This window comes from Bacillus sp. FSL W8-0519, assembly GCF_038005585.1.
GTDB lineage: Bacteria > Bacillota > Bacilli > Bacillales > Bacillaceae_G > Bacillus_A > Bacillus_A paranthracis.
Window position 1 is genome coordinate 4,367,414 of record NZ_JBBOTL010000001.1, and the last position, 12,532, is coordinate 4,379,945.

The 12,532-nt window shown below is 37.2% G+C and carries 12 protein-coding genes and 2 pseudogenes; 2 read left to right on the top strand and 12 right to left on the bottom strand.

Annotated elements, in window-relative coordinates:
- Nucleotides 1–55 precede the first annotated feature (55 nt).
- The 8 genes from uvrC to NST14_RS22965 all read right to left on the bottom strand — a co-directional run bounded on the left by uvrC (nt 56) and on the right by NST14_RS22965 (nt 8,738).
- The gene (gene uvrC, locus NST14_RS22930) at nt 56–1,840 is read right to left on the bottom strand and encodes an excinuclease ABC subunit C (RefSeq protein WP_000544272.1); all 1,785 of its coding nucleotides are present in this window, start codon (nt 1,838–1,840) and stop codon (nt 56–58) included.
- A 148-nt stretch (nt 1,841–1,988) separates the two neighbouring features.
- Nucleotides 1,989–2,303 (bottom strand): thioredoxin, encoded by a 315-nt coding sequence (gene trxA, locus NST14_RS22935; protein ID WP_001018943.1) that lies wholly within the window; start codon nt 2,301–2,303, stop codon nt 1,989–1,991.
- A gap of 211 nt (nt 2,304–2,514) precedes the next feature.
- Nucleotides 2,515–3,492 (bottom strand): electron transfer flavoprotein subunit alpha, encoded by a 978-nt coding sequence (gene etfA / locus NST14_RS22940; RefSeq protein ID WP_000101965.1) that lies wholly within the window; start codon nt 3,490–3,492, stop codon nt 2,515–2,517.
- A gap of 36 nt (nt 3,493–3,528) precedes the next feature.
- Entirely contained in the window at nt 3,529–4,302 is a 774-nt protein-coding gene (gene etfB / locus NST14_RS22945; RefSeq protein ID WP_001029030.1) for an electron transfer flavoprotein subunit beta, read from the bottom strand.
- Between the two features lie 78 nt (nt 4,303–4,380).
- Nucleotides 4,381–5,157 (bottom strand): enoyl-CoA hydratase, encoded by a 777-nt coding sequence (locus NST14_RS22950; protein ID WP_000911295.1) that lies wholly within the window; start codon nt 5,155–5,157, stop codon nt 4,381–4,383.
- 11 nt (nt 5,158–5,168) lie between these two features.
- The gene (locus NST14_RS22955; protein WP_000742222.1) at nt 5,169–5,756 is read right to left on the bottom strand and encodes a TetR/AcrR family transcriptional regulator; all 588 of its coding nucleotides are present in this window, start codon (nt 5,754–5,756) and stop codon (nt 5,169–5,171) included.
- A gap of 106 nt (nt 5,757–5,862) precedes the next feature.
- The gene (locus tag NST14_RS22960; RefSeq protein WP_000414715.1) at nt 5,863–7,548 is read right to left on the bottom strand and encodes a long-chain-fatty-acid--CoA ligase; all 1,686 of its coding nucleotides are present in this window, start codon (nt 7,546–7,548) and stop codon (nt 5,863–5,865) included.
- Between the two features lie 188 nt (nt 7,549–7,736).
- The gene (locus NST14_RS22965; RefSeq protein ID WP_229143032.1) at nt 7,737–8,738 is read right to left on the bottom strand and encodes a BclA C-terminal domain-containing protein; all 1,002 of its coding nucleotides are present in this window, start codon (nt 8,736–8,738) and stop codon (nt 7,737–7,739) included.
- A gap of 213 nt (nt 8,739–8,951) precedes the next feature.
- Between NST14_RS22965 and NST14_RS22970 the strand changes: the two are divergent.
- Nucleotides 8,952–9,056, top strand: a pseudogene (locus tag NST14_RS22970) (iron ABC transporter permease); the annotation flags it as partial.
- Between the two features lie 136 nt (nt 9,057–9,192).
- Here NST14_RS22970 and NST14_RS22975 read toward each other — a convergent pair.
- Nucleotides 9,193–9,447: pseudogene (locus tag NST14_RS22975) on the bottom strand (septation ring formation regulator EzrA); the annotation flags it as partial.
- A 168-nt stretch (nt 9,448–9,615) separates the two neighbouring features.
- Here NST14_RS22975 and NST14_RS22980 point away from each other — a divergent pair.
- Nucleotides 9,616–10,119: a DinB family protein gene (locus NST14_RS22980; protein WP_214328330.1), complete on the top strand. Its 504-nt coding sequence runs from the start codon at nt 9,616–9,618 to the stop codon at nt 10,117–10,119.
- 80 nt (nt 10,120–10,199) lie between these two features.
- Here NST14_RS22980 and NST14_RS22985 read toward each other — a convergent pair whose 3' ends face one another.
- Genes NST14_RS22985 through NST14_RS22995 form a run of 3 tightly spaced genes read right to left on the bottom strand, consistent with a single transcriptional unit; the run spans nt 10,200 to nt 12,531 of the window.
- Entirely contained in the window at nt 10,200–10,895 is a 696-nt protein-coding gene (locus NST14_RS22985) for an ABC transporter permease (protein ID WP_229143033.1), read from the bottom strand.
- 24 nt (nt 10,896–10,919) lie between these two features.
- Nucleotides 10,920–11,789 (bottom strand): DUF4097 family beta strand repeat-containing protein, encoded by an 870-nt coding sequence (locus tag NST14_RS22990; RefSeq protein ID WP_048557705.1) that lies wholly within the window; start codon nt 11,787–11,789, stop codon nt 10,920–10,922.
- A gap of 37 nt (nt 11,790–11,826) precedes the next feature.
- Nucleotides 11,827–12,531, bottom strand: a complete 705-nt coding sequence (locus tag NST14_RS22995; protein ID WP_000945219.1) for an ABC transporter permease — start codon at nt 12,529–12,531, stop codon at nt 11,827–11,829.
- Between the last annotated feature and the right edge of the window lies 1 nt (nt 12,532).

Genomic DNA, 12,532 nt, shown 5'->3' on the forward strand with positions numbered 1-12,532 from the left:
TTGAATTTATTTTAAATCTTCAGAAATTATACCAAAAAATAGAAGACGTTGTAAACTACAACGTCTTCTTATCCGCTAAATAACTATAAATCGTCTCTGCGACATTTTTCGGCATACCCGCTTCGACAAATTCTGTTACAGAAGCCTCTTTCATCTTTTTTAGCGATCCGAAATGTTTTAACAATATCTTTTTTCGTTTATCTCCAATTCCAGGAATATCATCGAGTGCCGATTGAATGACAGATTTCCCGTGTAATTGACGATGGAATGTAATTGCAAATCGATGCACTTCATCTTGAATGCGCTGCAATAAATAAAATTCTTGGCTATTTCTCTCAAGCATCACAGGTTCAGGTGGATCTCCAATAATTAAATGAGATGTTTTATGTTTGTCATCTTTTACAAGACCTGCCATCGGAATATATAAACCGAGCTCATTTTCTAAAACATCACTTGCAGCCGCCAGATGACCTTTTCCGCCATCAATAATGATTAAATCTGGTAAAGGTAACCCCTCTTTCAGCGCCCTTGTATAACGGCGTCTCACAACTTCTCTCATAGACTCATAATCATCTGGTCCTTGAACTGTTTTAATTTTATATTTCCTGTATTCTTTCTTAGCTGGTTTCCCATCAATAAAAGCAATCATTGCCGAAACAGGATTTGTCCCTTGAATATTTGAGTTATCAAACGCTTCAATACGATAAGGCGTTTCAATTCCGAGCTGCTTCCCTAAATTCTCTACCGCTTTAATCGTTCGCTCTTCATCACGTTCAATTAAATAGAATTTCTCTTCCAAGGCAATCTTCGCATTTTTATTTGCCAGTTCTACAAGATCTTTTTTCTTACCGCGTTTCGGCTGTGTCGCTTCCACTTCTAAAAAGCGTTCTACTAATTCTGAGTCTATACTTCCTGGAACGACAATTTCCTTCGGCTTAAAATGACTGCTGTTTTCATAAAATTGACCGATAAACGTTAAGAACCCCTCTTCTGGTTCATCGTAGATTGGAAACATAGAAACATCACGTTCGATTAGCTTTCCTTTTCGAACGAAGAAAACTTGAACACACATCCACCCTTTATCAACTGCATAGCCAAACACATCACGGTCCACTAAATCACTCATAATCATCTTTTGTTTTTCCATAATCGCATCGATATGAGCGATTTGATCACGTAACTCTTTTGCACGTTCAAACTCTAGTTTCTCTGAAGCTTCATACATTTTTGTTTCTAATTCCGAACGAACTTCTTTATGTCCACCATTTAAAAACTTAATAATTTCATCTACAATTTCTTTATTTTGTTCTTCCGTAACTTCTTTCACACAAGGTGCTAAACATTGACCCATATGATAATATAAACAAACTTTATCGGGCATATTTGAGCACTTACGAAGCGGGTACATACGATCTAGCAGTTTTTTCGTTTCATGAGCTGATTGTGCATTCGGATAAGGACCAAAATACTTTCCCTTATCCTTTTTTACATTTCGCGTAATAAGTAATCGCGGTTGTTTCTCAGCTGTAATTTTAATAAAAGGATATGTTTTATCATCTTTTAATTGAATATTATATTTTGGGTCATGTTTTTTTATTAAGTTTAACTCCAAAATGAGCGCCTCTAGATTTGAGGAGGTTACAATATATTCAAAATCTACAATTTCCCCTACTAGCCGAAGTGTTTTTCCATCATGCGAACCAGTAAAGTACGAGCGCACACGATTTTTAAGCACTTTTGCCTTTCCGACATATATAACCGTTCCTTGCTTATCTTTCATTAAATAACAACCAGGTTGATCTGGTAAAATAGCCAACTTCTCTTTTAAATGTTCGTGCACTCGTTACCCTCCATTTCTACATGCTTAGCATTTTTATTTTCACATGAAAACATACTATGCCAAAACACCCAACATACGTTCTTTCATTGTAACGGAAAGGTGTAAAAAAGGAAAATAAAAAAGGCTACCAAATGGTAGCCTTTTTATTTTAGAAGTGTTTAGAAACTAATTCTACTAACGCTTCTTTCGGTTTGTAACCTAACGCTTGATCAACTACTTTACCGTCTTTTAATACGAAAAGAGCTGGAATGCTCATTACTTCGAATTGACGAGCAGTTTCTTGATTTTCATCCACGTCTACTTTTACTACTTTTACTTTTTCGCCTAGTTCTGCATCAATTTCCTCTAATACAGGAGCGATCATTTTACAAGGTCCACACCAAGGTGCCCAGAAATCTAATAATACAACACCTTCGCTAGTTTCTGCTGCGAAGCTTTGGTCATTTGCGTTTACAATTGCCATTTTATTTCCTCCTTCAAGTATATTCTACCAAGAGTATATCATTAACTTATATACGTGGCGAATAATATGTATCGTTATGTATTGTAACAAAAAAGTGTTCCTTTATACTATATAAAAATACGGATTAAATACTAAAAAGATGAGAGACAGGGGATCTCTCACCTTTTTCTATATATAGGGGTACTTCACTTGGAACTCAAGGGTACTCAAATCATGAATGTACTTTTAACTTTTTAAACTCTTCTGTTAAAAGAGGTACCACTTCAAATAGATCGCCAACAATACCGTAGTCAGCTACTTTGAAGATACTTGCTTCTGGGTCTTTATTAATCGCAACGATTATTTTTGAGTTAGACATACCAGCTAAATGCTGAATCGCTCCAGAAATACCGCATGCAATGTATAGGTCTGGCGTAACAACTTTACCAGTTTGACCAATTTGTAATGAGTAATCGCAATACTCAGCGTCACAAGCACCACGAGATGCTCCAACAGCGCCGCCTAATACGTCAGCTAACTCTTTTAATGGCTTGAACCCTTCTTCACTCTTCACACCGCGTCCGCCAGCGATAATCACTTTTGCTTCAGAAAGATCAACGCCTTCTGCCGTCTTACGGACGACATCTTGAATGATTGTACGTAAGTCTTTCACATCTACTGTAATAGAAGACACGTCACCACTGCGAGACTCATCTTTTTCAAGCGTTGCGATGTTATTTGGACGCACTGTCGCAAATAAGATGCCGTCTGTTACAATCTTCTTCTCAAACGCTTTACCAGAGTAAATTGGACGAGTAAAGATAACATTTCCACCTTCAACTTCTAAAGCAGTTACGTCAGAAACTAGACCAGCCTCAAGCTTCGCTGCTAATTTTGGTGATAAATCTTTCCCAAGTGCTGTATGTCCAAATACAATACCTTCTGGATTTTCTTCAGCATATACAGCTAAAAATGCTTGTGCATAGCCATCAGATGTATATGATTTTAATTTATCATTTTCAACTGTCACAACGCGATCTGCACCGTAATGAATCAATTCATTTGCAAAAGAAGCAACGCTGTCTCCAACTAGAAGACCTACTACTTCACCGCCTTCTGCAATTGTTTTTGCTGCTGCTACCGCTTCAAACGAAACGTTACGTAGCGATCCATCACGAACTTCACCCATTACTAATACTTTACGAGCCATAGATTTTCCCTCCTGCATATATAATTTCGTATTTTATTAGATTACTTTCGCTTCTGTATGGAGCAACGATACAAGTTCTTTTACTTGATCTTGCAGCTCGCCTTGTAACACTTTTCCTGCATCTTTCTTAGGAGGCAAATAGATTTCAATTGTTTTTGTCTTTGCTTCCACATCATCTTCTTCTAAATCTAAATCATCTAATTCTAATTCTTCTAGTGGCTTTTTCTTCGCTTTCATAATACCTGGAAGCGATGGATAACGAGGTTCATTTAAACCTTGCTGTGCTGTTACTAAAACTGGTAATGAAGTTTCAATCACTTCTGTATCACCTTCAACATCGCGCTCAATCTTCACGTTTGTACCGTCAATTTCAAGTTTTGTAATTGTCGTTACGTACGGAATATTTAACGCTTCAGCTACACGCGGACCAACTTGTCCAGATGCACCATCAATTGCAACGTTTCCGCCTAAAATTAAATCTGCATCTTTATCTTTTAAATATTCAGCAAGCACTTTTGCTGTCGTGAACTGGTCACCATTTTCTACATCATCTTCAATATTAATTAATACCGCTTTATCGCAGCCCATCGCTAACGCCGTACGAAGTTCTTTCTCACTATCTTCGCCACCAACTGTTACGACAGTAACTTCTCCACCTTGTGCGTCTCTTACTTGAATTGCTTCTTCAATTGCATATTCATCGTAAGGGTTGATGATGAATTCCGCTTCGCCATCGTAAATTGCACCGTTTTTAATTACGATTTTTTCTTCTGTATCAAATGTTCGTTTCATGAGTACGTAGATGTTCATTCCATTTACCCCCTTGTTTTTCAGAAAGATTCTATCAATTTTAATTTTCTGTTAATTTACATTAAAAAAATAATTGAACTACCTGCCGCTAAATGAAGGCTTACGTTTTTCTAAAAACGCCGCTACACCTTCTCTTCCATCTTCACTCGTAAATACTTCACCAAAGATTTGAGCTTCGCGTTGTACACCTTCATAATAATGAGACGATTTCGTCGTTTGCAATAACTCTAGTACAGCACGAGTCGTCGCTGGGCTTTTTCCAGCAATCTGTTTTGCAACTTTAAGCGTATCATCTAAAAATGTTTCTTCAGCAAAAACTCCGTTAACTAGTCCCCATTTTAATGCTTCTGCACCAGTAATCGGTGTACTTGTTAACATCATTTCACAAGCTTTCGCTTTCCCAACATAACGTGGTAATCGCTGTGTACCTGCAAATCCAGGAATTAATCCAAGTGTTAATTCAGGTAAACCAAGTTTTGCACTTTCAGTTGCAAAGCGCATGTGGCAAGACATAGCAAACTCAAGGCCGCCGCCAAGTGCCGCTCCATGAATTGCCGCGATAACTGGTTTTGAACATTTTTCAACGCGCTCAAACGTAACTTGTCCAAGCTGCGCTAATTCAGTCGCTTGCTTCGCTTCAGTAACAGATGTAAATTCTTTAATATCTGCTCCCGCCGAGAAGAAGCGCCCTTCACCGTGAATAACAACAACACGAATGTTATCATCCTTCTCCACTTGATCAATTAATTCAGTAACGTCATGCATAACTTGTGAAGACATCGCGTTAGCTGGCGCATGATTTAACGTAGCCACCGCGATATGATCTTCAACTCTTACAGATAGGAATTTCAACATGATCCCTCCCATTATTGACGATAACCACAAGCTGCAATAAGTAGCCCATGTACCGTTTTTGAAAGTGCGACCAGATCATACTTATGATCGCTCATTACCCAATTGGTCACAACTTCATCTACTGTTCCAAAGATCATTTGTCTTGCCACGCGAACATTTAAATCCGCTTGGAATTCACCTTGCTTTATACCAGTCTCTAAAATCTCATCAATAACTTGTAAGTAGCCTTTTAATACTTCATTTATTTTCAGGCGTAAGTCTTGATTGGACTGTCTTAGCTCTAATTGCGTAACGATAGCAAGAGGATCATTTTGCGACAACAGCAAGAAGTGCGTTTCTACCAACATGAATAACTTCGATACAGCGCTTTCAATTCCTGCTGTTTTTTGACGAATTGTTTCGACAAATTCTCCCATCTTCTCTTGGAATAAGGATATTAATATATCTTCTTTATTTTTAAAATATAAATAAATCGTGCCATCAGCTACCCCAGCTTGCTTTGCTATTTTAGAAACTTGCGCTTGGTGGTACCCATTCTCCGCAATCACAATGACTGCCGCATCAATAATTTGATTGTATTTCGGTCTATTTTTCTTCACTTTACTGTCCCCTTCAAGAAGATGACTGAATGAATAGTCATTCATATTCTTATAATACTGACTATTTAGAAAAGTGTCAATCCCATTTTTTCAAAAAGAAAGGGCCTTAGCCCGTTTGCTCATCCTCATTCTTTCTTTTCTCTTCCTCAATTAGGACACGGCGCAAAATTTTCCCAACTGTCGTTTTCGGCAGTTCATCTCTAAACTCATATACTTTCGGAACTTTATAGGCCGCTAAATATTTACGAGCAAACTGATTTAATTCTTCCTCAGAACACTCTGTACCTTCTTTTAACACAACAAACGCTTTAACTGTCTCTCCCCTATACGGATCGGGAACTCCAATCGTCACTACTTCTTGCACTTTTTCATGCTCATATAATACTTCTTCTACTTCACGAGGATACACATTAAATCCACTCGCAACAATCATATCTTTCTTACGATCTTTCACATAGAAAAAGCCATCTTCATCCATGTAGCCAACGTCCCCTGTATGGAGCCATCCATCTTGCAGTACAGCTGCTGTTTCTTCTGGCTTATTCCAATATCCTTTCATAATTTGAGGACCTTTTACTACAATTTCACCGATTTCTCCCGGTGGTAATGCCTCACCAGTTTCAAGCGACATAATCATTGCTTCTGTATCTGGCCACGGAACTCCAATGCTACCTGGCACTCGCTTTTCCCATAAAAAATTACTATGTGTAACTGGAGATGATTCTGTTAAACCATATCCCTCTACGAGTTTACCCCCTGTAACTGTTTCGAACTTTTCCTGTACTTCTACTGGTAGTGGTGCTGATCCACTAATACAAGCACGAATAGACGAAATATCGTATTCTTTTAAAAGCGGGCTATTTAAAAGAGCGATATAAATAGTTGGTGCTCCTGGAAACAATGTCACTTTATGCTTCTTAATCGCTTCAAAAACCATTTTCATATCAAATTTTGGAATAAGAACCATTTTGTATCCTTGCATAATACTTAAATTCATGACAGCCGTCATGCCATACACGTGGAAAAATGGAAGAACCCCAAGAACGACTTCTTCTCCTTCTTTGCAATTATATAACCATTGAACTCCCATCAAAGTGTTAGAAACGAGGTTTTTATGCGTTAACATAACGCCTTTCGGAAATCCAGTTGTTCCTCCTGTGTACTGTAAAAGAGCTAAATCATTTTCAGGATCACAAGGCACCTCAACATCCGTATTCACTTCTTTTTCTACTGAGTTCCAAAGGTGAATCGTTTCACTCTCTGATACTTTCACAACTAAATTTGACTGTTTTTTCTGCACAAATGGATACAATAGATTTTTAGGGAAGGGCAAAAAGTCCGCAATACGAGTTACGATAATATGCTCAATTTTTGTAGCAGATTGAACATTCGTTACTCTTGGGAACACTAAATCGAGGCAAAGAATGACTTTTGCTCCCGAGTCATGAAGTTGATATTCTAATTCTCTTTCTGTATATAATGGATTTGTTTGGACTACGATACCTCCCGCAAGTAATGTACCGTAATAACCGATTACAGCTTGCGGACAATTCGGCAACATAATGGCAACTCGATCACCCTTTTCCACACCGAGCTTTTGAAGATAATTTGCAAATCTCTTCACCTTATCATGAAAGTCTGAAAATGTAATATCCTTCCCTAAAAAGTGAAGCGCTTTCTTTTCTGGGTAGCGAGAAGCCATCTGTTCTACATATTTATGAAGCGGCTGAATATCATAAGAAATTGTACTTGGAATTTCCTCTGGATAATTTTTCAACCATGGTTTTTCCACCTTCATTCCCCCTTCAAATACATAAAAATAAATGAATGTTCATTCATGAGGTTGTTTTCATTATATTATAGTCACCATAACGTTACAATCATAATATTCTGACTTTTATATAACTATGCTTCACTCCATTAACTTCTTATTATATGTACAAACTCTCCTAATCTATAAAAAAATAAGAGAGTTATTATTTAGCTTAATCTTATTATCGTTAACACAGCTCCTGGTGTAGTTGTTGATAATGTTGCAACAGCTAACAAACCAAATAGTTGCAAACTAATAGCATCTCCTGCTGCAAGAGTTGTAATAATTGTTGCGCTAAATGATGTAGTTGCTAACGCAGGAGAATTGATCGTCCCAGCAAGTGGTGCTCCATTAATTGTAATCCGTGAACTGACTAATAACGAAGCCGTTATATTAATTGTATATGAAATATAATAATTCCCAGCATTTGCAACCGTAAATACTGTATTTCCACCAGAAACAGTAATTCCTGGACCGATGTTTTGATTATTCGGAAGCGGGACATTCGTTCCACCAAGAAGTACCGATATCGCTGTTCCCGACGTATTATTTGCAAATGCATACGTCGCCGTGATACTTGTACCTGTAGCTCCGGTTGCCCCCGTTGAGCCTGTTGGACCTGTTGCTCCCGTTATTCCTGTCACTCCGGTTGGGCCCGTTGCTCCCGTTGGACCTGTCGCTCCTGTTATTCCTGTTGCTCCCGTTGGACCCGTTACTCCGGTTGGGCCTGTTGCTCCCGTTGCTCCTGTCGCTCCTGTTGGACCTGTTGCTCCCGTTGGACCTGTTGCTCCCGTTGCTCCTGTCGCTCCCGTTATTCCTGTCGCTCCCGTTGCTCCTGTTATTCCTGTTGCTCCCGTTGCTCCCGTTGCTCCCGTTGCTCCCGTTGCTCCCGTCGCTCCCGTTGCTCCCGTTGCTCCCGTTGCTCCTGTTATTCCTGTTGCTCCTGTTATTCCTGTCGCTCCTGTTGCTCCCGTTGCTCCTGTTATTCCTGTTGCTCCTGTTATTCCTGTCGCTCCCGTTGCTCCCGTTGGACCTGTTGCTCCCGTCGGACCGGTTGGGCCTAGCTTAGGCACTGTCCCATCGCAACTAAAACAACACGAATCAACATGTACACCATTTTGATTATTACAACTACAATATCCATTTATATTATTTCTCCATGAAGACATGTTGATCACTTCCTTTACTTCGATCTTTTAAGTAAAATCATCTAGTTAAAAAACACCTATCTAACTAACAAAGAAATAATTTACTTAATAGGATAAACACAGATACATTCCATAGATTCTAGTAATTATTACATGCAATTTGCTCTCCTTTTGCTTGTACTTTCGCCTCATCTCCACAGATTATTAACTATACACATTTCACTTTGTATTGGGACGATTGCATATCCGAAAGAAATCCCTTCCAGCCTTGTCGTTGCTGTAATTGGAGCACCTTATTTCTCATGTTTGATGAGGAAGAGTGAAAAGAAGGTTAATTAAAAACCAGCTTCATATATGAAGCTGGTTTTTCTATTATGGCATAGAGTGAAACTATAATTAGACTTTTACAGGCAACCTGACTTCCATCTAAATTCTTCAATCTAGCCGAGTTTTGAGACGGGAGTTTTACTGCCCGTTAATGCGGGATAAAATTAATATAAGCTTTGTACATAAAATATATAACAAGTGAATACATGATTATATTGAACACACTTCGTTTTAAAGTTAACTTTCTCTTTAATTCCTTATCTTGTAATTTTAGTTCTATTCCGTTCGCTACTTTCAATCCACCTATTATTTGAAATAGCCCTCTGTAATCATCAGCATTCCCTAACAATACGTATTCCTTATCATTTTTATACTTTATATACAGAAATTCACTTCCATTTCTCTATTCATTACATATACGAATAAAAAGATCGTTTTTCTGACACTTTTATAAATATTTTCTAATTATTTTTATAATGTAGCAATATTTAACGAAAGCTTTTCTATTAAAAGGGAATGCATCACTTCTCTCGAATTTAATGTATGAACATAAATAGGGGGGATAACAATAATGTACCAAACAATTGAAGGCTTCTTGCAATCATGGACATACGAGGCTGCGTCTACTCAGAAAATGCTTGATTCATTAACCGATGCATCTTTATCACAAGGAATTGCACCTGAGCATTGGACGTTAGGCAGAGTTGCTTGGCATATCGTGACGGCAATTCCTGTTATACTATCTGGTACTGGGCTTAAGTTTGAAGGAGAAACGAAAGATTATCCTGTTCCAACTTCAGCAAAAACAATTGCAGATGGATATCGTAAAGTGAATACAGCTTTTGTTGAAGCACTTCAAAGTAAATGGGCTGATAAAGATTTAGCAACTATTAATGACTTCTTTGGTCGTCCTATGCCAAATTCTATATTTTTAATGACACTTATTAATCATCAAAATCACCACCGCGGACAAATGACGGTATTAATGAGGCAAGCTGGCTTAACAGTCCCTGGCGTATATGGCCCTGCAAAAGAAGAATGGGCTGCCGCTGGAATGGAAGCTCCTAAAATGTAACAGCAGAAAAAGACAAGGTGTTTACACATCTTGTCTTTTTCTGTAACTTGTTTCATGTGAAACTATTTTACGTATTCTTATCATACAGTTATATCTTCCTTCTCTATATTTTTAATTCCGTAATATGCAATGGCAACTCCAATTGCTGCCAATGCTAGTTGAAGGGGAAGAAAAGTTGCTGTGGGAAACTCTGGGTTGCTATTCATTGCAATTGAGACAACGATAAGAGATGAAACAATTGTAGTTGGCACTGAACGTTTACGCATTCCGAAATATAGAGGGATTAAACTCATTCCCGCAGTTGCAATGGCTAAAGGAACCAGTTTTATTCCTTCTTGCACCAATTGATCTACTGTGAATGAATTAGGAAGAATTGAAAAATAGCTATCTATCCCAAAGAAAATTCCTACTACTAAAATGTTAGATACAATAACTGTTATAAATGTGACTATCGCTGTAATAACCAACTTACTAGCCATCATTTTCTTTCGGTTAATAGGATAAGAAAACATAAGTAGTATTGTTTTATTTTTATATTCGCCAATTATTAACCTTGCGATTAAGACACTACCAAAAATAATAAATGTTGCTCTTACTATTGTGCTAGCCATTAACAATATCGTCTCTGGATTCCTTATTTCTGCATCCCCTTCTACTTGAGCGATGATGCTCACAAAGATCATTAATGCCAGTATAACAATATTTGCAATAATTGCCCTCTTCACGTACCAACCAAGCTTAAACTTTTTCAATTCTAGCTTCATTAAATGTAGCATGATAGTCCTCCTTCCTCCTAAGACTTAATCAATATAAATGACTCCTGTTTCACTTAAAATCTTCGCTTCATTTTTCGCATCACCAATCGTTCCTACTTTTATTTTTTCTGTATTTTTATCTTTCTTAAGTCCTTTTAAATCCACTATTACGTCAGCCGAATTACTTTTGGCCATAAGCTTCAATGATGCCGGGACACCTTTATACCGTACGCCAATATCCCCTGATTTTGTTTCTATAAATAATGATTTTCCTTCTGTCATATCTTTCAGTAATACTTCCCCAGATGTTGAAGTGATGTTCATATTTTCGTTTTTTACATTTTTCACATAATTATCGCCAGTAGTGGAAGTTATATTTACATCTTGTAATAAACTATCTTTTAACATTAAATCTCCACTTTCGGATGTGAATTCACCCTTCTCTGCCGATAGTCCTGTAATCATTCCATCTCCAGATTTGCCTTTTGTCACGATGCTTTTTACTACTATATCGTTTATTTTCACATCACCCGATTTATTATTTAATATAATTTTATCTATTTCTTTCTTCGGAATAGCTATAGATATACTATTTTTCTTCCTAAACGTAAAACCATAAAAAAATCTGGTCGCCTTTTGTTTTTGCTTAATCACAATTTTATTTTCATCATTTTCTATTTTGACGGGATCTATCTCTTTATCTGTTTGTTGACCTTGAGCGGAAATTACTATTTTATTAGCGTCTGTACTTTTAAATTCAATATTCCAATTTTCATTGTCTACTTCTATTTCTTTTATATTATTTATATCAAAAGACTTTTCTTTCTTAAAATCTTTCCCCTGAAATACCTTAAAACCAAAAACCACACTAGCAATTGTAATGAATAATATTGCAATTACTATTATTTTTTTCATTATTCATACCCCAGTTCGTTTTTGTTTTAAGCTTACTTCACGCCACATCGATCTTGTCGATTTTACGAAATGATAGATAACTAATGAAAATTCCTAATAAACAGAGCACGATTGGAATAGCTATAAAATCAAACATACTTACTTGACCGTTTCCAGCACCAACGTTACCACTAATCAGCATACCAATTATTACTGCCGAAGTAATCGTTGTCGGTGTCGATTTCTTTCTCATTCCAAAAAATAAAGGAATTAAACTTATACCAGATATCATAAATGCACTTATAATAGTACCTGGAACGATAGCTATTATTTCGCCTATCGTAGCAGGTGTTTCAATCAGTCCCATCATTGGACTCACAAAATATACGAGCAAGCTAATAATGAAAGTCGCGATAATCGTGCTCACAAAACAAAAACAGAAAACAATTGTTAATTTCGCACTCATTAGCATTTTCCTTTGCAGCGGATACATAAATGATAGTTGTATCGTTTTGTTCTTATACTCATCAATTACTAAACGTGATAAAATGACCGAACTAAAAATAATGAATGTTACCCTAATAAAAATATTTACTAAAGCCATGTTCTGTGTGAAGTCAGAGAAGAGCACGTCTTCCTCGGCTTTCATTCCCACTGCCATAAGGCTTACTACAGCGAAAATTGCTATAATACAAATTGCTACACTTTTAAAGTAACTAGATAATTGATGTTTCTTCCATTCGAGCTTCATTAATCTAAGCATA

Bases quoted from the DNA above. Each gene is read 5' to 3' on its own strand.
- etfB (WP_001029030.1), bottom strand. From the start codon at position 4,302: ATGAACATCTACGTACTCATGAAACGAACATTTGATACAGAAGAAAAA.
- NST14_RS22950 (WP_000911295.1), bottom strand. From the start codon at position 5,157: ATGTTGAAATTCCTATCTGTAAGAGTTGAAGATCATATCGCGGTGGCT.
- NST14_RS22995 (WP_000945219.1), bottom strand. From the start codon at position 12,531: ATGCTTAGATTAATGAAGCTCGAATGGAAGAAACATCAATTATCTAGT.
- etfA (WP_000101965.1), bottom strand. From the start codon at position 3,492: ATGGCTCGTAAAGTATTAGTAATGGGTGAAGTTCGTGATGGATCGCTA.
- NST14_RS22980 (WP_214328330.1), top strand. From the start codon at position 9,616: ATGTACCAAACAATTGAAGGCTTCTTGCAATCATGGACATACGAGGCT.
- NST14_RS22965 (WP_229143032.1), bottom strand. From the start codon at position 8,738: ATGTCTTCATGGAGAAATAATATAAATGGATATTGTAGTTGTAATAAT.
- NST14_RS22990 (WP_048557705.1), bottom strand. From the start codon at position 11,789: ATGAAAAAAATAATAGTAATTGCAATATTATTCATTACAATTGCTAGT.
- trxA (WP_001018943.1), bottom strand. From the start codon at position 2,303: ATGGCAATTGTAAACGCAAATGACCAAAGCTTCGCAGCAGAAACTAGC.
- NST14_RS22985 (WP_229143033.1), bottom strand. From the start codon at position 10,895: ATGCTACATTTAATGAAGCTAGAATTGAAAAAGTTTAAGCTTGGTTGG.